A 21627-nucleotide genomic window follows, 5' to 3' on the forward strand; every position below is an offset into this window, starting at 1 on the left:
GGATCAGCCATGCGGCTAGTAATCGAGCGGGGCGAGTTGCTTCGCGCCCTGGGCCACGTGACCAGCGTCGTCGAGCGCCGGACGACTATTCCTATTTTGTCCAACGTCCTGCTAAAGGCATCAGACTCGACCATCTCGTTCAAAGCCACTGACCTCGAACGCGAAGTGATCGAGGAGGCACCCGCATCTGTGGAAACACCGGGTACTTTGACGGTGCCGGCTCATATGCTGCACGACATCGTGCGAAAGCTTCCCGATGGCGCGCAGGTCGAATTACAGCGCGAAGCGGAGCGTGAACGCTTGACGTTGACAGCCGGTCACTCGCGGTTCGCTCTTCAGTTGTTGCCGGCCGAGGATTTCCCAGACATTGCCGTTGGGCCCCTGCCGCATACGTTTGAGATGTCATCCGCGGACCTGAAACGGCTGATTGAGAAGACCCGGTTCGCCATTTCGACGGAAGAAACGCGGTACTATCTCAACGGCATCTACCTGCACATGGCTACACGCGATGATGGGGCCATGCTACGCGCGGTCGCGACCGATGGTCACCGCCTCGCGCAGGTAGATCTGCCACTGCCTTCCGGGGCCGAAGGCATGCCGGGCGTCATCATCCCGAGGAAGACGGTCAATGAATTGCACCGTCTCCTGGAAGCTTCGGCAGGCTCGGTAACCGTAAGCGTGAGCGACACGAAGGTGCGTTTCGAGATCGGCACGGTCACGCTGACCTCAAAGTTGATCGATGGCACGTTCCCGGATTACGCACGCGTCATTCCGCAGGCCAACGATAAAGAGCTAACAGTCTCCAACTCCGATTTCATGAGTGCCGTCGACCGCGTGTCAACGATCGCCAGTGAGCGCGGCCGTGCCGTGAAGCTCAACGTCGATGGCAACAAGCTGGTGCTGTCGGTCAACAATCCAGAAGGCGGTAGCGCCACGGAAGAGATCGGCGTCGACTATGGTGCTAGCGCCCTGGAGATCGGTTTCAATGCGCGCTATTTGCTGGACATCGCTGGCCAGCTAGAGGGCGATCAGGCGCGCTTCATGCTGTCGGACCCGGGCTCGCCAGCCATGGTCCGCGACAGTAGCGACGGCAGCGCGCTTTACGTCGTCATGCCGATGCGCGTCTAGGATCGCCGTTGTTGAAAATCTGCGTTACGTCTGGCCGCACGCTATGCGTGCCGGATGCGTTACTGAAGCGCAGATGAGATAGGCATGGCTCCAAGCTTGTCCCTCGAGCGGCTCTCGCTCACCGATTTTCGCAACTATGCCCACGTCGTGATCGAGACGGGGCCTGGACCGATTGTGCTGTTCGGTTTGAATGGTTCGGGCAAGACCAATATCCTGGAAGCCATTTCCTTGCTCGCGCCGGGCCAAGGCTTGCGGCGCGCGCCCTATCCTGACTTGCTCCGGGCCGGCGCAAATGGTGGCTGGGCTGTCGCAGCGCGAGTGAATTCCCGAAGCGGCCGGGCCGAGATCGGCACTGGTTTCAGCCCGTCAGCCGCTGCGGGCCAGCGTGCGGGTACGGGGCGTGTTGTGCGCATTGACGGTGAGCCCGCGGGAGGCTCGGGCGCTCTAGCTGACTTTGTCGAGATCGTTTGGCTCACACCTGCCATGGACGGACTGTTTACAGGTCCGGCTTCGGAACGCCGTCGCTTTCTGGACCGTCTGGTGTTGTGCTTCGACCCCGGCTTTCGCTCCCTTGCAGGGCGCTTCGAGCGCGCCACCCAGAGCCGCAATCGGCTGTTGGCGGACGGTGTCCGCGACAATGCCAGGCTCGAGGGAGTGGAAATCATCATGGCCGAAGCGGGCACCGCCATCGCGGCTGCACGGATATCGACCGTACGCAGACTGTGCGATGTCATCGCCGCGCGACGTCTACGCGATCCCGACTCGCCCTTTCCCTGGAGTGGCATCGAACTCGAAGGCAGTTTGGAATCGGCACTCGCCTCTGCTCCGGCCGTCGATGTCGAGGATAGCTATGCTCGACGCCTCGCGAGCATGCGTGAACGCGACCGTGCCGCAGGACGTACCCTCGAAGGCCCGCACCGCTCGGATCTCATTGTCTCTCACGGGCCCAAGAACATGCCGGCGCGCCTTAGCTCTACCGGAGAACAGAAAGCCCTGCTGATCGGTTTGGTTATGGCCGAAGCCGAATTGATAGCGATGCGCCATTCGGGCTCCGCACCGCTGCTTCTGCTCGACGAAATCACGGCCCATCTCGACGATAGGCGACGTGCCGGATTGTTCTCTGAGATCCTGAGATTGGGGGCTCAGGCGTGGATGACGGGTACTGATCTCAGCGCATTTTCTGCACTATCGGGGCAGGCGACAATGTTGCGAGTCGCGGATGCCGGATTGCATTCGGTACACGCCTGAATCTCTATGGCGACAGCATTACGCAGAAGAGTATGCAAGACATTGAAAAAATTGAATTTTAAACTATCTTAATATTGTGCTGCCCTCCCTCGATTTTCGCAACTTTTGCGCGCCGATGTGCTAGGGTGCCGGCTACAAGATGAAACAATTTCAAGGACTGTCACGGCATGAGCTCGATGCCCGCCGAAAACACCCCTATTGCTGAAGACTACGGCGCCGATTCCATCAAGATGTTGAAGGGGTTGGAGGCTGTTCGCAAGCGTCCGGGAATGTACATCGGTGATACTGATGACGGCTCCGGCTTGCACCACATGATTTACGAGGCTGTCGACAACGCTGTCGACGAGGTGCTCGCTGGGCACGCCTCTATGTGCAACGTTACTTTGAATGCGGATGGATCTGCGACCGTACGGGACGACGGGCGCGGGATTCCAGTCGGCATCAAGGACGACGATGATCACGAGCCGAAGCGCTCTGCCGTCGAGATCGTTTTCACAGAGCTGCATGCGGGCGGCAAGTTCGACCAGAATTCCTACAAGGTGTCCGGCGGTCTCCACGGTGTTGGCGTGTCTGTCGTCAACGCTCTATCGACGTGGCTGAGATGTCGCGTGTGGCGCAACGGTAAAGAACACTTCATCGAGTTCAATGATGGTGTTCCTGTAGCGCCGCTGGAAATCGTGGGTGATGCGAACGGTGAACAGGGGACTGAAGTCTCGTTTTTGCCTTCCCCGAATACGTTCACGAAGGTCGAGTTTGACTTCAACACGCTTGAGCATCGCCTGCGCGAGCTGGCCTTCCTCAACTCCGGTGCTAAGATTGTTCTGGAAGACCGGCGCCATGCGGATGTTCGCCGCGTTGAGCTGATGTACGAAGGCGGGACCAGCGCGTTCGTCAAATATCTGGATCGCAGCAAGACGGCGCTCCTACCCGAGCCTATCATGATCCGGGCGGAGCGCGACGGTGTTACGGTGGACGCCGCGCTGTGGTGGAACGAGAGCTACCACGAGAACGTACTCTGCTTCACGAACAACATTCCGCAACGTGATGGCGGCACCCACCTTGCGGGCTTCCGCGGCGCACTGACACGCGTCGTCAACCGCTATGCCGAAGAAAGCGGAATCGCGAAGAAAGAGCGCGTCTCCATGACCGGCGACGACGCGCGCGAAGGGTTGACCTGCATCTTGTCCGTCAAGGTGCCCGATCCAAAGTTCTCAAGCCAAACGAAGGATAAGCTGGTTTCCTCCGAAGTGCGTCCGATCGTAGAAAGCGCCGTGTCGGAAGAACTCGCTACATGGTTTGAAGAGCATCCCAAGGAAGCTCGGAGTATCGTTTCGAAAGTCGCCGAGGCTGCAGCGGCACGTGAAGCCGCCCGAAAAGCGCGCGAACTGACTCGCCGGAAAGGCGCTTTGGACATGGCGAATTTGCCGGGCAAGCTCGCCGAATGTCAGGATCGCAACGCGGCAAACACCGAGATGTTCATCGTCGAGGGTGACTCGGCTGGTGGTTCCGCAAAACAAGCGCGGAATCGCGAATATCAGGCCGTGCTGCCAATCCGAGGTAAGATCCTCAACGTTGAGCGCGCGCGCTTTGACAAGATGCTGTCATCGCAAGAAATCGGTACGCTGATCACAGCAATGGGGACCGGCATCGGCCGCGAGGAGTTCAACCTCGACAAGCTGCGCTATCACAAGATCATCATCATGACGGACGCCGACGTCGATGGCGCGCACATCCGCACGCTCTTGTTGACGTTCTTCTATCGTCAAATGCCAGAGCTTATTGAGAGAGGGCATCTCTACATTGCCCAGCCCCCCCTTTACAAAGTGATGCGCGGCAAGTCGGAGACATATCTGAAGGATCATCGCGGTCTTGAAGATTACCTGATCAACAATGGTCTCGAAGAAACGGTACTCATCGACGGTTCCAGCAATGAACGGGCTGGAGCAGACCTGCGCGCCATTGTCGAAGAGGCGCGTCGGACCGCAAAATGCCTAGATGATCTGCATTCACGCTATGCCCGATTCGTGGTCGAGCAAGCGACGATTGCTGGTGCCTTCGATCCTGCTTTGCTGGACGACCCTGCCCGAGCCGCTGAGATCGCAAACGAGCTGGCGCGCCGTCTCGATACGCTGGCCGACGAGACGGAAAAGGGCTGGGAAGGCAGTTTCACCGATGACGGATATCTAGTGACGCGGGAAGTTCGCGGCGTGACCGAGGCGCACGCCCTCGACATGGGGCTGCTACGCTCGCTCGATGCCCGGAGGCTGAACGAACACTATGCGCAATTGCGCGAAGTCTATTCTGCACCGGCCAAACTGCGTCGCAAGTCCGGTACGATCGACATTTTCGGACCACGCGATCTGCTCGAAGCGGTCTTTGAAAGCGGGCGCAAGGGCATCTCGATGCAGCGGTACAAAGGTCTTGGCGAAATGAACGCCGACCAGCTCGCGGAGACGACGCTGGATCGCGAAACACGCACACTGCTTCAGGTGAAGATCGGCGAATTGGATGAGGCCGATGAGATCTTCTCGAAGCTGATGGGGGATGTGGTCGAACCGCGTCGCGCGTTTATTCAGGAAAACGCGCTACTGGTCGGCAATCTCGACGTTTAAAGCTTCTGACACACGTATCCAAAAGCGGGGCTCCTTTGACGGGGCCTCGCTTTTTGCACGCGTCAGTAGCTTTTCCCGTCGACCTTCTGCGGCGAGAGCGTGGCGATATCGATGTCGTCGATGCAACGCAGATTGATCGCGGCTGTTTCTGTACCGTCTGGGCCGGTTCCCATGCCGAAGGGTTGAACACCGCACACCGAGCAGAAGCGATGCGCGATCGCACGTTTGTTGAAACGGTATTCGGTGAGCTTGTCTGCGCCCGAGAGTAGATGGAATTTTTCAGCCGGAGTGAACGTCAGGATGAATCCCTTTCTCTGGCAGTGGGAGCAATTGCATTCCATTGCCTGATTGGGATCGGCTTCGGCTTCAAAGCGTACCACACCACAGTGGCAGCCACCGGTCAGTGTTTTCAATTCCGTCATTCCAGCTCCTCCGCGTCTCTAATTTTGGCGGCTCGTCGTTTGAACCGGGCTTGCTTCATACCTGGTTAGAACTTACCTGAGCTATGCCGCTGCGTTCTTACTGCGCCATGAATCGAGGTACAATGATTGCCAGTATCGAAAACTTCTTGAACGGCTTGATCGGGAATCAGACCGTAGAACAGCTCGACGAAAGAGAACTCAACGTCGCCTGCGCGGCCCTTCTCGTGCACTGTGCCAAGGTGGATGGCGAACAATGCAGGATTGAAGACAAAAAAATACGCGAGATTCTGTCCAACAGCTTCGATCTTTCCGGCTCGGACGTGGACGCCGTCATCGAAACGGCAACGGCGCAGCAGGAGAACGCAGTCGATTTGCATAGATTCACACGCGTGATCCACAAGAGCATGGACCGCGAGGGACGTCTGCGCGTAGTGCGGTTACTCTGGGAGATGGCCAACGCCGACGGCACGATCGGACCTGAGGAGCGTAATCTCGTTTCCGTTATGGCGCAGCTTCTCGATGTTGAGGGTCATGACGCCGTCGCCTTACGGCAGGATGTTCTCGCGCAATCAAAACTCCGCAAAGCCAACGAGTAGGCTCATGCCGTGGCGGCCTGTGCTCCTGCTTATGTAGCCTTGATTTCTGGGATGAGAGGCAGCACGACCTGTGTGCGCCAACCTTTTGGGTCATCGTCATCACTGGGATCGCTGAAATAGATTTCCCAAGGCCCTCCGGCCACCTCACGCTGGTTGGTTGAGACCCATTCAGCAAGCGCGGCGTGCGCCTTACCCAATTCTTCATAATGCCCAATGTGCCAGGTCATCACAGCCGGGCCACCTGGCAAAGGTTTGCTCAGGACCTGGCCGTTGCCCTCAAGCGTGGTCGTCAGCGGGAGCCCGACTTCAACCTCGAGTTCAGGCCCTGCCACGTCCAGATAGCGCGCAAAAGGCGCGCCGGCCATCTCGCCGTTTTGAGATTCTGTGACGTCGAGAACCTGCGGGAGCAATTCAAGAAATTTGCGGCCAAGGTCCTCCGGTCGCGCCCTGAAGCGAACGGAAAGAGCTGGTTGGGCCTCAAGGGTAACGACTTCTATGACGTAACTCATAAAGCACTCCGCTCCGATACGGACCGTAGCCACGGACCACTAGAGCTCTCGCGGCAACTTCGAATGAATGCGGCGCATGCTCATTGAGTACCAATGTTGGGCAAAATATGGAATATCTCTGCAGCGAAGCACTCTTTCGAGAAAAGCTCGCACGGGAACGGAAAATCAAACCACGGATGGTTGGCGGCCCGTTCATCCCGCGCGCCGGATAGTACCCTCTGTGATGACGAAATCGGTCGGAATTGAAATCGACCAAATAATACCGGTTTCCGCGAATTCATAGCTGACATCAGCTTCAAGTGCTCGTCCAACAACGCGTGCGACGACCACGTGACCAAAGCCAGTGCGCTGCGGTCGCTTGACCGGAGGTCCCCCATGCTCGCGCCATGTGAACTTCAAACGCCGCTGGTCTTTGTCATCCTCGAAGTACCAGCCGATGTGGACGCGGCCCGTTGGAACGGACATCGCGCCATACTTGACCGCATTGGTCGCGAGTTCATGTAGTGCCAGAGCGATATGTTGAATGGCATGGGCATTGAGATATGCGTTCGGCGCGTCAACTTGCACGACTTTAACGAAACCACCTCCGAAAGGTTTCAGGACCGCGTCGATCAGTTCGCGCAAAGAGGCACCGGCCCAATCCTCTGCGACAAGTAAGTCATGTGACGCCGACATAGCGTGAAGGCGCTGCACCAACTCGTCTTGATAGGCCTCGACATCCGTGCACATCCGCGCCGTCTGCCGAACCATGGAGACAATCACAGCAAGGAGATTCTTTGTTCGGTGAGAGAGCTCCCGGGTCACAAGCCGCATACGTGCGTCTGCGCGCTTACGCTCTGTGATATCCTGGAGAACCGCCGAATAACCGAAGATGCGACCGTCTGGCCGCTGAATAGGCGCGGCACTCACCGCGACGTCAACCGAGGTCCCATCCTTATGACGGCGAACACTGTCGCGGTGTACGCTCTTTCCCTGCTTAAGCTGGAGATAGAGGTTGCGAAATTCAGACTCGCTGCCGTTGGGGTACAGGATGGCCTCTGAGCGTCCGATGATCTCCTCGGCCCCATAACCGAGAAGCCGTTCCGCGCCAGGATTCCAGGAGAGGATAGCCCCCTCAGGTGAGAGTGACATGATGGCATCGGCAGATGTCGAGACGATCGTCGCAAGCTGCGCATTGGTGGCCGCGGCTTCGCGCTCCTTGGTGATGTCGGTGTTGGTGCCGAACCACTGTATAATTCTGCCATCATCATCATGGATCGGCATAGCGCGCGACAGGAACCACCGGTATTGGCCATCGCGACCGCGCAGTTGAAAGGTGTCCTCCCACGCTTCTCCAGATGCGAAGCAATGAGAAACCGTCTTAACGACGTGATCGACATCATCGGGATGCAGGAGTTTATGCCAACCGCAGCCTTCCACCTCATCCGGCTCTGTCCCAGTGTATTCATACCACCGTTTGTTGAACCAGAAGACGTTACCGGTTTCGTCCGCCGTCCATGCGAACTGGGCGATATTGTCTGCAAGCATTCGTAGCCGTGCGTCACTCTCTTCATGTGCGCGTTGAGCCCGAACGCGCGGTGACGTGTCGACAACGACGGCAAGAACGCCGCCCGGTTTTCCAGTTTCGTCGGCGATAGGACTGAAGTCGAGGTCGAACCAGAAATCTCTAGGAGAGTGGTGGGTCTCAATCACGAAATGCTTGTCGTGAAAAGATAGACTTGCTCCGCTCAAAACCTCGTCGAGAATGTAGCGATGGAAGTCAGCTATTTCCGGGAAGTTCTCGAGGACTGTTTTGCCGAGCACTTCAGGGTGTCGATGTCTGGCGATTGCGGCATAGCCATCATTGTAGATCATCGTGCCATCTTCACCCCATAGGATCACCATAGGCACGGGAGATGGAAGGATGAGATCCACGGCAGCCTTGAGACTGGCAGGCCAGCCGTGTCTGGCGCCCACACGCGTCTTCGACCAATCCAGACCGTCAATAACGGTTCTCAGATTGCCGGGCTTCTGTACCGCCGGGAGGGAGGATGGATGAAGCATTACGCGAAACACCCCTCTTACGGATCGGCTTCATTCTTTTGCAAGTGAACACGAAACGCCACGCAAAAAGAATGTGTGCGTTGAAGACACTAACGGAGAAACTGAAGAACCGCTACTAATCTCCGCCCTCACGCTTCCTCACGTCGCGGGAGACGCATTTTGCGCCGACAAAAAGGAAATGAGGCCGAAAGATCGCCTCCAGACTGAATAGGCAGAATATTGAGCCTTGCCCCACGTACCCAATGCCGGCATTATTAGAACGGTTCTAAAATAAGGATGGGGCGAGGACGAATGTTTTCAAGATTCACCGTTGGTCGGCGGCACTTTTCGGATCTTTCCGAGAAGGAGATTCTCGCCCTGGCCATCTCGTCTGAGGAAGACGATGCGCAGATTTACCGGACTTATGCGGAACGGCTGCACGTGGATTTTCCGGATACCACTGCAATTTTTGAGGGCATGGCGGCTGAGGAAGACGTCCACCGCAAGCGTTTGATCGAACGCTTCAAGGCCCGCTTCGGGGACACGATTCCACTCGTCCGCCGCGAGCATGTCGCTGGCTACTACGCGCGCCGTCCTGTGTGGCTTGTCGAGAATCTTGGGATTGATCGCATCCGGCAGGAAGTGAGCAACATGGAGATCGATGCGCACAATTTCTACTTGGCTGCGCTCAGGCACGTAAAGGATGCGGATACACGTAAGCTGCTTGGGGATCTGGCGGCAGCGGAGGCGAGCCATGAAAAACTCGCTTGCCGCCTTGAGCACAAATATCTGGACGAAGAAGCGCGCGCAAAGGAGGACAACGAAGCGCATCGCCAGTTCGTCTTGACCTGGGTTCAGCCTGGCTTGGCCGGCCTGATGGATGGTTCCGTATCAACGCTCGCACCTATTTTTGCCACGGCGTTTGCCACACACGATACCTGGACGACATTCATTGTGGGGCTAGCGGCCTCGGTCGGTGCCGGTATCTCTATGGGCTTCACCGAAGCCGCTTCAGATGATGGAGAGATCTCGGGCCGGGGCTCGCCCGTAAAAAGGGGCATCGCCTCGGGCGTCATGACTGCCGTCGGCGGATTGGGCCATGCCTTGCCATATCTGATCCCGCATTTCTGGACGGCGACTGGCATCGCAGCTGTCGTTGTGTTCGTCGAGCTGTGGGCAATCGCGTGGATTCAGAACCGCTATATGGAGACACCGTTTTTGCGTGCCGCGTTCCAGGTGGTGCTCGGCGGCGCTTTGGTGTTCTCGGCCGGAATTCTAATCGGCAGTGCCTAGCGAAGCGGTAGAAGACTTAGGTTCTAAGGTCGTCGGGTTCGGCACCATATCGGTGAAGATCCATGCCGTAGACCTGTAGCCAATTCTTTGCTTCATCCATGCGCGGCATAGACTGCGCGACAAGCTTCCAAAAGCGAGGGCCGTGATTCATCTCGCGCAGGTGGGCAACTTCATGAGCTGCAACGTAATCGAGGACGAACGGCGGCGCCATGATGAGACGCCAGGAAAACGAAAGCGAGCCCGTTGAAGAGCAGGAGCCCCATCGGCTCTTCTGATCGCGAACAGCGATGCGTTTTGGCTTCAGCCCCAGACGTTTGGCGTGAATGATGACGCTCTTGTCGAGGTCGCGCCGGGCTTCGTCGAAGAGCCATTGCCGGAAGCGCTTCGGTGCTTGCTCTAAGGGACCGGAGACGTGGAGTTCGCGATAGTCCGGTCCCTCCACTGGGGTCACCAACCCGGTGCCCGTACGACGCCCGCAGAAAACGACCCGATGCGGAATGCCACGCAACGGCATCAGCGCACGGTTCACCAACGGCACGGGTTCGGGGATGCTGCCCAAACGTTCCCGAACCCAATCGATATGCCGTTCGACAAATGAATTCGCCTCGTTGATTTCGCATTGCGACGGCAGCGTTACGATAACCGCGCGCTGTGTTCGACTCACCCGCAGCGTCAGGCGACGTGCTTGCGGATGGCGTCGTACTTCAACACGTGCGCCAAGATTTTCGAACTGAGCGTCATCAAGCGACAGCGATGCGGAATCATGTCTCCGCCGCATGGGCAAACCCCCGATGAGACTAATGGATGGACGGCAGTCTTGTGGGCACGACACTTGGGCCAGGATATGTTTGACCCTTGTTCTCCCCCACGAACGCTACGCGCCGAGCAAGCGAGTCGTATCAGCTTCAATCCGCAATAGACCAGCAGGAAAAGTCGATCGGCAAAACGCAACTGAAACGGTGTTGCAAGTGCGCCTCAAGGCATGTGCCTTGCGCGCCACGAGTTTGTGCCTGCGCAATGTGATCTAAAGTGTGAGCGTGTTCCGGTAGCAAATTGAATTATAGGAAGATTCAAGAGAGGCGACCTGTGCGATGATGTTGGGCGGCTGAATCGGAGATGTGTGTATCCAAGTCCTCATGGTTCTCTATTGCAGTCTTCCCGGGAGGACCAAACCAGCCGTCGATCATGAGGCGCCCAAGCAGCCCCCACAAACGAAGCGGCTCGAGATACGCATTGCTTATCTCGGAGGGCTCGGAATCGTCGGCATACTCGGGCCGGAAGCTCCGGCGTAAGCGGTTAGCCATAGGATCCGGAGCGAGATCGTTCGCCGGCGCGAACGTGAATGCTACGGACGAAATCTCCAGCGAATTGTGGCGCTGCGCTTTCGCAGCAGCTTTGCGCCAATCGACAGGCATTGTGGTGATGTGTCGCGAACGTGGATCATGACAACGCACGAACTGCGCGATTCGCGGCGCAACATCCGAGCGGAAACGTGAACCGTTGAAGATACCGTAGTGCCCAACCTCAGGCACTTCCAAATGAAACTTCCGGTCACTACCGAGCGACGGCGTGAGATTGTGCGCGGCGCGGCATTGTCCAAGACCGGTAATGTCGTCTTTCTCGCCCTCGATCGTCATCAGGCCAACTGAGCGAATCTTGTTCGTGTCGATGGGGCGGCCACGATGGCGCATCTGGCCCTTGGCCAGCGAGTGCCGCACGAAGACGGCATCGATTGTCTGCAAATAGAATTCCGCGGTGAGGTCCATCACCGCGAGATACTCGTCATAGAACGCCCGGTGCTTTGCCGCTGAGTTGCCATCCCCGGTTACGAGATGATGGAACAAATCGTTGTGCGCGCTAACGTGCCGGTCGAGGTTCATCGTCATGAACCCGGTGAGCTGGAGAAAACCAGGATAGACAGCGCGTCCAAAGCCGGCGCTCGGCCAAGGTACGGTTTCGATGACGTTGCTACGGAACCAGTCCGTGCCGCGTTCCTGAGCGAGTTGGTTCACCGCTGTCGGACTGATACGCGTATCGATGGGGCCACCGGCAAGGATGAGCGAGCGTGGAGCGCAAGGATCATCCTCAGCTTCCATAATGGCCGTGGCGGCGAGAGCCGGAACGCTCGGTTGGCAGATGGCGAGAAGATGCGCATCACCATTCAGGTGGTGCAGCATCTCAATCAAGTAGTCGATGTAGTCATCGAGATCGAAGCGCCCGGCACTTACAGGAACGTCGCGCGCATTCGTCCAGTCGGTGATGAAGACCTCGTGATTCGGGAGCAGCTCTTCGATGGTGCCCCGCAGAAGGGTCGCGTAGTGCCCTGACATGGGCGCGACCACGAGAATACGCGGATCGCGCGCGCAAACTTCGGATGGTAAATCGCGCGCAAAATGCAAAAGGCGACAGAAGGGCTTCTGCCAGACCACCTGTTCGTGAACGGCAATCTCTCGTTCACCGATTCGGGTGGTGGGGATGTCAAACGCAGGCTTGTGATAGCGCCGCGTTGTGCGTTCAAACACCTCGCAAGCCGCAGCAGCGTGCCGCCCAACGGCTGTATGCGAGAGCGGGTTGAACGGATTGTTGAAAAACATTCGATAGGAATCTGCTGCAGCCCTTGCGGGCTTCACAGCTGCGTGGCCCAGCTCGTACCAATGATAGAGCACGTGCTGTTTCTCCCTTGCATGCGTTCATTGACGCGACGCAACAGTTCATACGGTGGACAAAAATGATTTGGTCAGTGGACTGTGCGTCATCCTGTCGTTTTGACGCCACGTTCCCATCTTGCAGCGTGAAGTGATTCGCTTCTCTCCGGAAGCGTTATCGCGATGTCAGCAAAGCTCTCGGTCGTGAGATAGTCGACGGCATGTTTGCCGAAAGCCGAACGTCTCATCCGCAATAAAGCGCGAATGCAATCTGGCTAGGATCCAGTTTGGTGGCAACCTTGGCTGCTGTCTGTCTCCCGAGAGACACTTTGATATTTGAAAGAAGGTTCGCCGTTGAGCCCATTTCTTCTAGGTTGCTGGCGTGAGATGCGGCGACGCGGTATAGCCAAATTAGGATGAGCGAGGGCTTGCCGCGCAACCGCTCCCCCGATTCCCAATTTGGTCAGCAAGGAAAAGCTAGGAGTAGCTCGGGTGCTGAGAGAAGCCCAGCCGCGTGAACTCTTTAAACTCGCACAAATTTCCGATGGTCAGGTCCGTTTGGCCACGATCGTTCGGCTGCGTTGGATTGCGGTCGTCGGCCAGCTCTTAGCGATCCTGGTCGTTGCTTTCGGGCTGAAGTTTCCGGTGCCGCTCGCGCATTGTCTGACATTGATCGCTCTGTCGGCATGGCTCAATGTTTTCTTGTCTATCCGGCTTCCCGGCAGCCATCGACTTTCCCCTCCGGTCGCTGCGGCGCTGCTGACCTATGACATCCTGCAGCTCAGCGCTCTCCTGTATTTCACAGGTGGAATTGGCAATCCTTTCGTGGTCTTGATCGTGGCCCCTGTAACCGTTTCGGCGGCCACGCTACCGACTCGCTTCACGATTTTTCTGGGGCTGATTGCGCTGCTCGCAACCTATTGGCTGACCTACGATTACTGGCCGCTGCCCTGGTATCAAAACCTCAAGTTCGAACTTCCGGTTCTCTACAAATTTGGCATCTTCACTGCCATGGGGGCCGGGATGACGTTCATCGCGCTCTATGTGCGCCGCCTGGCGAAGGAAGGGCGTGAGATGTCGGCAGCTCTTGCCGCGACCGAATTGGTGCTCGCGAGTGAGCAAAAACTGCATGCCCTCGATGGGCTTGCGGCTGCCGCGGCCCATGAGTTGGGAACACCTCTATCCACGATCGTGCTTGTGACGAAGGAACTCGAACGCGAGTTCGGGCCTGATCACCCTCACGCTGAGGACATTGCCCTGCTGCGCTCGCAGGCGGCGCGTTGCCGTGAGATTCTGCAGACATTGACGCGTAAACCCAGCGCCTCCGACCCCATGCACGAAACCCAGTCGGTCCGCGAATTGGTCGACGAGGCGGCCTCGCCCTATCTCGAATTCGGCAAGCAGCTACGTATTATTGCGAGCCCGATGGAGGCAGTTGAAGACGACGCCGTTGCCAAACAGCCCGTTGGGGCACGACAACCCGGCGTTCTTTATGGTGTACGCAATATTATTGAAAATGCTGTCGATTTTGCTGCTTCGCGGGTTGATGTCACGGCCAGTTGGGATGCCGACCACGTCGTCCTTGAAATTTCTGACGACGGACCCGGCTTCCCGCCCGAACTCTTGAACGCGCTGGGCGACCCCTATCTCACGACAAAGAGCCAAAACGCCGCCCGCCGGAGTAGCAAAACCTATGGATTGGGATTGGGCTTTTTCATTGCCAAAACGCTGCTCGAACGCTCTGGTGCGACTGTGGAGTGCGGAAATCGCACGGCTGACAAGGGAGCTGGAGCTATTGTTAGGATAACATGGCCGAGGTCGTTTTTTGTAGCCCCAGCAACTTGGGCGCAATCAAGCTCTTGAAATTACGTGACGATAGCTGTTTATCTGCATTGAAACCATGAACAAGAATGGCGGACACCATATTTGTAGGCCGGGATTTGGTCGCGCACGAAACTGCGTTATAGTACCGCTGATGAGAAGGACTGAAAGCCAGTGACCGTGAACGAGGATCTGTCGTTTCGCCAGGACGAACTGCCGGAGGACGTGTCGTTGGTCATCGTTGATGATGACAAGGCGTTCTTACAGCGTCTGGCCCGCGCCATGGAAGGCCGCGGTTTCAATGTCCGGACGGGGCATTCCGTTTCGGAAGGTATCGATCTGATCCGCCAATCGAGCCCAGCGTTCGCTGTCGTTGATATGCGGCTCGATGACGGTAACGGGCTTGATGTCATTGCTGAGTTAGCGCGTCTACGCCCTGATGCACGCGCCATCGTGTTGACCGGTTATGGAAACATCGCGACGGCCGTTACGGCCGTGAAGCTTGGTGCTGTAGATTATCTGGCGAAGCCCGCTGATGCTGATGAAGTAACAGACGCGTTGCTCGCCCCCGCCAACACCCAGGCGCCGCCACCAGAAAATCCAATGTCAGCAGACCGCGTGCGCTGGGAGCATATCCAGCGGGTTTATGAGCTTTGCAATCGCAATGTCTCGGAAACGGCACGCCGACTGAACATGCACCGCCGTACGCTCCAGCGTATTCTCGCGAAACGCGCGCCCAAGTAAGGCTGGAAAGTTAGCTGCGGGCTGCGTCTGCGCGCGATACGAGATCGGGATCTGCCAGAACGGATAGTCGTTCAGCTGCGGTTCTCGCGAACCGCAGCATCATCGCTTTGCGCCTGGCGCCGGACAGCGTTTGCGTGAGACTTTCGCGGACGATCTCGCCGCCGAACCGGTCGGCGATGATCAGACCGGCTTCCTCCGGCAGCACATCCACAGGAAAATCGCGTCCCACGGCGAACCATAAGCGGTCGCAATAATCCCAGTAGCTTTGCCACTTCTGGTCGGTCCGAAAATCATTGAGGCAGGATTTGATCTCGACGATCCAGATCTGCCCCTTGTCGGAAACGCCCACGACATCGGCCCTACGACCATTCGCAAGTGGCAATTCAGTAACCGCGGAGAGTCCGCTTGCACGCAAAGCGCGAATGGTCCCACGCTGGATATCAGCCGCCGCAGGCGATTGACGCCCATCACACGGTGGTTCGCTTTTTGGCGAAAATGGGTGTCTCGCCGCAATTGTCATTTAGACGCCATCCCCAAGTGCAAACGGACTTCATCAATTTGCGCAGCTCCGCTTTGGGCTGCGCCTATTCAAAACGCGTGAGGCGCGGCTGCGTCGTGTCCCAGAAGACCACGGGAACACGCTGCCGCTAGGACGAAAGCTGCGGGACGTACGAGGGCTGGAACAAAACGCATGTTCTTTAAACGCGAGAGAAAAGACAAGCTTAAGGTCGTAGAGGCCGCGACACCGCCGCCGGCGCCACCCCCCGCCCCGCAGGAAAGATCTGAGCAACGTTCACAAATCGCGTCCGTCCACCGCTTACCCGCGATCCGGCCCGCCACCGCGTCAGCAGCGGATCTGCGCCGAACGACCAATCCGCAAACGTTAGGTTTCAAGACAACATCTGAGTTGGAACCCCCAGTGGGGCTGCTGGGGCAGGACCAGGCACTTCAGGCTATCGCCATCGGGGCCAGCATCAAAACGCGAGGCCACAATATTGTTGTCACCGGCGCCGAGAGCCTTGCGGACGTTGCCGCAATCCGGGCCCAGATTCAAACCATAGCTGCCAAGCGCCCGCCGCCGTCTGATTGGGTCTATGTTGCGAATTTCGCTGACGGGCAGGCGCCAACAGCACTGCAATTGCCTGCTGGCCTTGGCTCCGTGCTCGCAACCTCAGTAAATGACGCCATGAGCGAAATGGGCAGCGCCATTCTTTCAGCATTGCGTGGCGACAGCTATCAGGCCCGCTGGCGTGCCATCGATGCAGAATTTCAGGCGAGACACCAGGCAGGTCTTGAAGCCCTGGCACGAACCGCCGACTCACACAGCATCGCTCTTTTGCGCACGCCCATGGGTTACGCCGTCGCCCCGGCGCATGATGGCAGTGTGGTGCTGCAGGAAACCTTCTCCAATATGCCACCGACGATGCAGGCGGATGTGCGCGCCCACATCACGGCGCTCGAAGCGGACCTCGCAGAGCTTCTGGAAAAAGCACCGCAAATAGATCGTCAACGCCGCGCGCGTTTGACGAAGCTCAATCGGGAGGTGATAGCCAGTATTGTTCGGGCTGCGCTTTCCGAACCGCGTGAGCTATTTGCTGAGCATCCGGAGGTTTTGGAGTTTTTTTCTGGAGTCGAAGCGGATGTCGTCGCCAATGCGAACCACTTTTTGCCGACGATCGATCTCACGGATATTCTCGACGCGGATCTGTCGAACTCAATCGATGAAGCCCGCTTCGACCGCTACCGCGTAAATGTTTTCGTAAGTTGGGCGTCTGACGCGAATGCCGCGCCCGTAGTCCAGGAGCCGGCGCCGAACGCCACGAGCTTGTTTGGCAGCGAAATAGCGAGCGGGACTTTAGCCCCGCATATGCTCCTCGTACCCGGTGCGTTGCACTATGCGAACGGCGGGTTTCTGTTGCTCGACGCGCGCGCCTTGACGGCATCAGGCCAAGCCTGGCCGGGGCTGTTGGCCGCGTTACAGGCAGGGGCGGTTTGTTCGGCTCTGGCGGGCGATGGCTCCTCTTCCTCAACATTAGCGCCCGCTATCCCGCTCGACGTCAAAGTTGTGCTGCTGAGCGATGCCGAGCATCTCGCACAGATCCTGTCCGTCGATCCGCGCTTTGCGGAGCTATTCAACGTGCGCGTGGCGTTCGCGGACGTTGTCGAGCGGACCCCCGAAACGGAGCGTGCAATGGCCCGCACGATAGCCGGGCTGATTGGACGCGAGGCCGTTGAACCACTGGAACCCGGCGCAGTCGCGGAATTGATTGAGTTGTCCTCGCGCAACGCGCGCGATGCGGGTCTATTGTCGTTGTGCGTGCGCGATTTCGCCAGCATTCTACACCACGCGAACGCGCGAAGAGCGGCCGCGTCACGCAAGCTTATCAGTCGTGACGATATTGTTGAGGCCCGTGCGGCTCAGGGCTCCTCCAGCGGGAGCGCGAGGAAGACAGCCTCATTTCCTGAGCCAGCAGCCATTGGAAGCGTCGTGGGGCTTAAGTCCGATGGCGCGGGGCCGCGGCTCCAGCGCGTTTCAGCCCGGGTCCTTCCCGCTTTCGCACGAGCAGACACGCTCGACGTCAAAGTCCTCACCGGTGTATCGGGCACGCGCGAGGCTGGCAAAGTGATCGCATACCTGGCGTCCGAGTTCGGCCACCGGCATCGCATCGCGCTTTCCGCTCTCATTGATGGTGAGAGTGCCAGCTGCGAGGAAGAGAGTTGTGCGGAATTGGTTGCCGTTCTCGCGGCAATTGGCGAATGGACCCTGTCGTCGTCGATAGCCATAGCTGGAACCTTCGACCCATCTGGACACGTCCGACCGACGGGCGACGTGAGCACCGCAATCGAGGAGTTCTTTGACGTCTGCCGCGCAGCCGGTTTCAACAGTGATGCGGGTGTGGTGATCCCTAAAGCCAATCTCTCCGGCCTGATGTTGCGTAAGGACATCGTCGATGCTGTCGAAGCCGGTACGTTTGCTGTTTGGCCTGCTGCGACCGTCACTGAATGCGTTGCAACCATAACGGGACTTTCGGCAGGATATCGCGAAACCGACGGTGGGTTCGCTGAGGGGGACGCCTACCGGCACATCGACGATCAGCTTCAGCAGCTCAATCAACGCACTAAATCACAATTTGCCGTACCGCCGGTTGAGACGGAGCCCCGGCCATGATCGTGCACGTCGCCGAGGCGGGGGAAGCGCGAGGTCGCGTCGTCCTTCACTGTGGCTACAGCCCGGCGGCAAACGATGCCGCCCTTAAGGTAGCCTTACACATCGCCAAGGCTTACCGCTCCGAACTTGAAGGCTTGCTCGTCGAAAACCGGCAGATTTTAGCGCTCGCCGGTCACACATTCGCGCATGAGATTGCCCTGGCCGATGGGGCTGTCCATGGGCTGGATGCTGGCGATCTGCAGCGTCAACATCGCGCTCTCTACGAGGCAGAGCGCCGCCACATAACCAAGGCAGCGACTGTTGCGGGCGTTGAGGCGCGGGTTCAGACAGTACGCGATGACGACATTGCAGCACTCGTTCGCTGTTGTGCCGCCTTAGGTCCCTGGAATGTGGTTGTTCTGCCGGAACCTATGGATGGCTCTGGCAGCGAAAAGATCGGTCGCATCCTCGACGCCGTCCAGGATGCGACGGGCGTTGTGACCGTGCCCCGCAGAGCGCGCCTTTCAAAGGGCCCCATCGTTGTCACCGTCGAAGACGAAGACCGGATGTCTACAATGCTGCGGACGGCCGAACGCCTCGCGGCTATCACGGGGGCTGAGATCAAGCTCCTGCTGACCACCGCTGGAGACGATGAGCTTCATTGGCTAGAGGCCCAGGCGCGGTTGCTGGTTGCCGACAATAAACGCTGCAGCATTATGTTGAATGATACGACGAGCGCTCCGGCTTCTTCCATCGCGGGACGCGTAGGTGCCATGTCCGCGAGTTTCCTCATCGCGAAGCACGGCGGGTCGGTCCTGCCTTACGAAGATTGCAGATCGCTCACGTCCGTCCTGCGCTGTCCCGTTTTCTGCATCAGGTAGTTTTCGTTTTCAGCGCATCTTTTGAGCTGCCATGCAGGAAGCTGGTGTCGCTTCCCACGATGAGCGGATCAACGGTCCCGATCGCCTTGGCGTCCTTATCCTCGTAGTCATGCCGCGAGAGGACATAGCGGATTACCTCTAGCCGCGCGCGGCGCTGATCGTTGGATCGGACAACGGTCCATGGTGCCATGTTGATATGGGTAAAGCGAAACATCTCGTCTTTCGCTTCTGTATATTCGTCCCAGAGATTGACCGCGGCCTTGTCCATATCGCTCAACTTCCATTGTTTGAGCGGATTATGCCGCCGTTCATGGAAACGCTTCAGCTGCATTTCCCGCCCGATCGTTAAAAAAATCTTGTGAAGACATATACCGTCGCGCACGAGCATGCCTTCGAACTGCGGAGCTTCCCGTAAGAAATCGGCGAGTTCGTCTTCTGTGCAAAACCCCATGACGCGCTCAACGCCGGCGCGATTGTACCAGGAGCGGTCGAACAGTACGATGTCGCCACGCGTTGGCATGTGTTTGGCGTAGCGCTGAAAATACCATTGACCACGTTCTGTCTCATTCGGTTTTGACAAAGCGACGACCCGGGCGTGCCGAGGATTGAGGTGCCGCGTAAATCGCCGAATGCAGCCGCCCTTGCCCGCTGTGTCACGCCCTTCGAAGACAATGACGAGCCGCATCCCTGTTTTTCGGACGTGCGTTTGCAGTTTGACCAACTCATAATGCAACGCGTCGAGTTCAGCGTCGTAGACTTTGCGTTTAAGCGGCGTGTCGTAAGGATATCCGCCGGACTTGAGTGCGATCTCGTTAAAGCCGTCCGGAAGGTTGGGTTGTTCGATATCGATCGCCACCGCCGGTTTATTCATTTCATCTTTTCCAGTCTTGGCTCGCGCGACGATCTTTTTTCCTGTCATCTTAAGTTTACCACTTCTGTAATCCGACGTTCGCCTGTCATGTTGGTACTTCACAATGGTCGCTTCGGTCTGTGTTCGCGGCCAAGACCTTGATTGGAAACGAGGTTAGCTAGGACTTTAAGCCATCCAAAGTTGAACTATGTCTTGGAATGAGATGAAACGATATCGAAATACAAGCCAACCGCGAGAGCGGGTTAACGGTTTGCGACCCAACGAAAGTTTAAAAAATGCTGTCGCCACGTAATCTTGCACTATTGCTGGCTACCGTTGTGGCCACCCTATGGTGCATCTTGTCGACCGGCACCGGTTTGGAGGGCATAGCTTTCGCAGCAGCTATTTTCCCGCCCGCACCGAAAAGTCTCGAAAGCGGGGAAGAAGAAACCTCAAACGACTCAGGAAACTACCAGTCCTGGCGCGCAGTCATCGATGCGCTGCCCGTTGCCGCTCTCGCACTGGACGCGGACAACATCATCGTTCACCACAATGCACTAATGACGGACTTGTTTCCAAGGACGCGCGATGGTCTCGCCCTGTCGCAAGTCTGTCGCAATCCCGAATTGATGGACGCGGTCGGCGAATACGGCAATGCGCCGACGGCCAGTCCAGAGCCTGTCGTTGTGCATCTCGTAGATCGTGTTCCGGTAAATCGCCGCATCCAGGCAACCGTCTCGGTACTGTCGCGCGCCAGCCGCGACCCGACTTTGCCAGCATTGCTCGTAACGTTTCGGGATCTGACGCAACAGGACAAGATCGAGCAAATGCGCGTCGATTTTGTTGCCAACGCGAGCCATGAATTGCGCACACCTCTCGCGTCATTGCTCGGGTACGTCGAGACCCTTCAAGGAGCTGCACGCGACGATGCTAAGGCGCGGGAGCGCTTCCTCGGCATCATGTGGAAGCAAGCGCAGCGCATGACGCGCTTGATAGATGATCTGCTGTCGCTGAGCCGCATTGAGATGCGCTTGCACTTGCCTCCCAAGGATGTTGTCGACCTCAACGAAGTCGCGACCTACATCGTGCAAACATTCGAACCTTTGGCGACGCCCCAAAAAATAACCATTGAGCTGAACAAGCTCGAAGGTCCCGCCCGCATACAGGGCGAAAGAGACGAAATTGTTCAAGTCCTTCAAAATCTTGTCCAGAATGGTGTCAGATACGGCCGCGAAGGTGGATATGTGCGGGTGTCCGTTACGCGTGAAAAAAGCCAAGGCAACCGTGCGGCACGCCTCAAAGTAGATGTGGCTGACAACGGCGTGGGAATCGCGCCCGAACACCTGCCGCGTCTAACCGAACGCTTCTACCGGGCGAACGTCACGTCGAGCCGGGAAAAAGGCGGGACCGGCTTAGGCCTTGCAATTGTTAAGAATATTGTGCTTCGCCACCGTGGCCAATTGCGCATCGCTTCCAACGTTGGTGAGGGTTCGACCTTCACGGTGATCTTTAATGAACTAGGTCCGCAAGAAACTTGAAAACATCGGGTTTTCAAGTGCCTGAAAAACGCAAAATAAAACAACTATTTATGCTGTCATAAAACCTAAGTACCCCTGGAGTACGACTCGCCCTGCCGGCGCAGAGGGCGCTGGGCGAGATCGGCGGTTCGCCGGTTCCGCAGTTACCCCGGATACTCAGGGAGATCAGC

The 21627-nt window shown here is 57.7% G+C and carries 17 protein-coding genes; 10 read left to right on the forward strand and 7 right to left on the reverse strand.

Annotated elements, in window-relative coordinates:
• Positions 1–9: 9 nt before the first annotated feature.
• The 3 genes from dnaN (at position 10) to gyrB (ending at position 4988) form a co-directional block, all read left to right on the forward strand.
• Positions 10–1128 (forward strand): DNA polymerase III subunit beta, encoded by a 1119-nt coding sequence (gene dnaN, locus YBN1229_RS05915; protein WP_046477362.1) that lies wholly within the window; start codon positions 10–12, stop codon positions 1126–1128.
• 84 nt (positions 1129–1212) lie between these two features.
• Positions 1213–2376 (forward strand): DNA replication/repair protein RecF, encoded by a 1164-nt coding sequence (recF, locus tag YBN1229_RS05920; protein ID WP_046477363.1) that lies wholly within the window; start codon positions 1213–1215, stop codon positions 2374–2376.
• A gap of 167 nt (positions 2377–2543) precedes the next feature.
• A complete protein-coding gene (gyrB, locus tag YBN1229_RS05925) occupies positions 2544–4988 on the forward strand; it encodes a DNA topoisomerase (ATP-hydrolyzing) subunit B (RefSeq protein ID WP_046477364.1) in 2445 nt (814 codons plus the stop codon).
• A 62-nt stretch (positions 4989–5050) separates the two neighbouring features.
• Here the strand turns inward: gyrB and YBN1229_RS05930 are convergent, their stop codons facing one another.
• A complete protein-coding gene (locus YBN1229_RS05930; RefSeq protein WP_046477365.1) occupies positions 5051–5410 on the reverse strand; it encodes a GFA family protein in 360 nt (119 codons plus the stop codon).
• 122 nt (positions 5411–5532) lie between these two features.
• Between YBN1229_RS05930 and YBN1229_RS05935 the strand changes: the two genes are divergently transcribed.
• Positions 5533–6006: a TerB family tellurite resistance protein gene (locus YBN1229_RS05935; RefSeq protein ID WP_046477366.1), complete on the forward strand. Its 474-nt coding sequence runs from the start codon at positions 5533–5535 to the stop codon at positions 6004–6006.
• A gap of 29 nt (positions 6007–6035) precedes the next feature.
• On the opposite strand, the gene YBN1229_RS05940 is transcribed toward YBN1229_RS05935, so the two are convergent.
• Together YBN1229_RS05940 and YBN1229_RS05945 are read right to left on the reverse strand one after the other, a co-directional pair.
• Complete coding sequence (locus tag YBN1229_RS05940) at positions 6036–6515, reverse strand: GyrI-like domain-containing protein (protein WP_052743738.1); 480 nt, start codon at positions 6513–6515, stop codon at positions 6036–6038.
• A 192-nt stretch (positions 6516–6707) separates the two neighbouring features.
• Positions 6708–8558 carry a PAS domain S-box protein gene (locus YBN1229_RS05945; protein ID WP_046477367.1) on the reverse strand — a complete coding sequence of 617 codons (1851 nt, stop codon included), beginning with the start codon at positions 8556–8558 and terminating at the stop codon, positions 6708–6710.
• Between the two features lie 291 nt (positions 8559–8849).
• Between YBN1229_RS05945 and mbfA the strand changes: the two genes are divergently transcribed.
• On the forward strand, positions 8850–9830 hold the full coding sequence (gene mbfA, locus YBN1229_RS05950) for an iron exporter MbfA (protein ID WP_046477368.1): 981 nt from the start codon (positions 8850–8852) through the stop codon (positions 9828–9830).
• 16 nt (positions 9831–9846) lie between these two features.
• Here mbfA and YBN1229_RS05955 read toward each other — a convergent pair whose 3' ends face one another.
• Positions 9847–10608 (reverse strand): M48 family metallopeptidase, encoded by a 762-nt coding sequence (locus tag YBN1229_RS05955; protein ID WP_052743739.1) that lies wholly within the window; start codon positions 10606–10608, stop codon positions 9847–9849.
• A gap of 292 nt (positions 10609–10900) precedes the next feature.
• Positions 10901–12496 carry a polyhydroxyalkanoate depolymerase gene (locus tag YBN1229_RS05960; protein ID WP_076605289.1) on the reverse strand — a complete coding sequence of 532 codons (1596 nt, stop codon included), beginning with the start codon at positions 12494–12496 and terminating at the stop codon, positions 10901–10903.
• Between the two features lie 471 nt (positions 12497–12967).
• Between YBN1229_RS05960 and YBN1229_RS05970 the strand changes: the two genes are divergently transcribed.
• Positions 12968–14338, forward strand: a complete 1371-nt coding sequence (locus tag YBN1229_RS05970) for an ActS/PrrB/RegB family redox-sensitive histidine kinase (protein WP_244465019.1) — start codon at positions 12968–12970, stop codon at positions 14336–14338.
• Between the two features lie 132 nt (positions 14339–14470).
• Positions 14471–15040 carry an ActR/PrrA/RegA family redox response regulator transcription factor gene (locus tag YBN1229_RS05975; protein WP_046477370.1) on the forward strand — a complete coding sequence of 190 codons (570 nt, stop codon included), beginning with the start codon at positions 14471–14473 and terminating at the stop codon, positions 15038–15040.
• A gap of 10 nt (positions 15041–15050) precedes the next feature.
• On the opposite strand, the gene YBN1229_RS05980 is transcribed toward YBN1229_RS05975, so the two are convergent.
• Positions 15051–15560, reverse strand: coding sequence for an MmcB family DNA repair protein (locus YBN1229_RS05980; protein WP_046477371.1), 510 nt, complete (start codon positions 15558–15560; stop codon positions 15051–15053).
• 171 nt (positions 15561–15731) lie between these two features.
• Between YBN1229_RS05980 and YBN1229_RS05985 the strand changes: the two genes are divergently transcribed.
• Positions 15732–18209, forward strand: a complete 2478-nt coding sequence (locus YBN1229_RS05985; protein ID WP_046477372.1) for an AAA family ATPase — start codon at positions 15732–15734, stop codon at positions 18207–18209.
• Positions 18206–19069, forward strand: a complete 864-nt coding sequence (locus YBN1229_RS05990; RefSeq protein ID WP_046477373.1) for a hypothetical protein — start codon at positions 18206–18208, stop codon at positions 19067–19069. Before YBN1229_RS05985 ends, YBN1229_RS05990 begins: the two co-directional genes overlap by 4 nt.
• Here YBN1229_RS05990 and ppk2 read toward each other — a convergent pair.
• Positions 19062–19940, reverse strand: coding sequence for a polyphosphate kinase 2 (gene ppk2 / locus YBN1229_RS05995; protein ID WP_046480043.1), 879 nt, complete (start codon positions 19938–19940; stop codon positions 19062–19064). The genes YBN1229_RS05990 and ppk2 overlap by 8 nt on opposite strands.
• A 275-nt stretch (positions 19941–20215) precedes the next feature.
• On the opposite strand from ppk2, the gene YBN1229_RS06000 reads away from it, so the two are divergent.
• Positions 20216–21457 carry an ATP-binding protein gene (locus YBN1229_RS06000; RefSeq protein WP_052743740.1) on the forward strand — a complete coding sequence of 414 codons (1242 nt, stop codon included), beginning with the start codon at positions 20216–20218 and terminating at the stop codon, positions 21455–21457.
• Positions 21458–21627: the final 170 nt, after the last annotated feature.

The sequence above is a fragment of the Candidatus Filomicrobium marinum genome (assembly GCF_000981545.1).
Lineage (GTDB): Bacteria > Pseudomonadota > Alphaproteobacteria > Rhizobiales > Hyphomicrobiaceae > Filomicrobium > Filomicrobium insigne.

What these genes read in the sequence shown, in the direction of transcription:
- gyrB (WP_046477364.1), top strand. Translation starts at nt 2,544, where the DNA reads ATGAGCTCGATGCCCGCCGAAAACACCCCTATTGCTGAAGACTACGGC.
- YBN1229_RS05980 (WP_046477371.1), bottom strand. Translation starts at nt 15,560, where the DNA reads ATGACAATTGCGGCGAGACACCCATTTTCGCCAAAAAGCGAACCACCG.
- YBN1229_RS05990 (WP_046477373.1), top strand. Translation starts at nt 18,206, where the DNA reads ATGATCGTGCACGTCGCCGAGGCGGGGGAAGCGCGAGGTCGCGTCGTC.
- recF (WP_046477363.1), top strand. Translation starts at nt 1,213, where the DNA reads ATGGCTCCAAGCTTGTCCCTCGAGCGGCTCTCGCTCACCGATTTTCGC.
- YBN1229_RS05930 (WP_046477365.1), bottom strand. Translation starts at nt 5,410, where the DNA reads ATGACGGAATTGAAAACACTGACCGGTGGCTGCCACTGTGGTGTGGTA.
- mbfA (WP_046477368.1), top strand. Translation starts at nt 8,850, where the DNA reads ATGTTTTCAAGATTCACCGTTGGTCGGCGGCACTTTTCGGATCTTTCC.
- YBN1229_RS05945 (WP_046477367.1), bottom strand. Translation starts at nt 8,558, where the DNA reads ATGCTTCATCCATCCTCCCTCCCGGCGGTACAGAAGCCCGGCAATCTG.
- YBN1229_RS06000 (WP_052743740.1), top strand. Translation starts at nt 20,216, where the DNA reads ATGCTGTCGCCACGTAATCTTGCACTATTGCTGGCTACCGTTGTGGCC.
- YBN1229_RS05935 (WP_046477366.1), top strand. Translation starts at nt 5,533, where the DNA reads ATGATTGCCAGTATCGAAAACTTCTTGAACGGCTTGATCGGGAATCAG.
- YBN1229_RS05940 (WP_052743738.1), bottom strand. Translation starts at nt 6,515, where the DNA reads ATGAGTTACGTCATAGAAGTCGTTACCCTTGAGGCCCAACCAGCTCTT.
- dnaN (WP_046477362.1), top strand. Translation starts at nt 10, where the DNA reads ATGCGGCTAGTAATCGAGCGGGGCGAGTTGCTTCGCGCCCTGGGCCAC.
- ppk2 (WP_046480043.1), bottom strand. Translation starts at nt 19,940, where the DNA reads ATGAATAAACCGGCGGTGGCGATCGATATCGAACAACCCAACCTTCCG.
- YBN1229_RS05985 (WP_046477372.1), top strand. Translation starts at nt 15,732, where the DNA reads ATGTTCTTTAAACGCGAGAGAAAAGACAAGCTTAAGGTCGTAGAGGCC.
- YBN1229_RS05955 (WP_052743739.1), bottom strand. Translation starts at nt 10,608, where the DNA reads ATGCGGCGGAGACATGATTCCGCATCGCTGTCGCTTGATGACGCTCAG.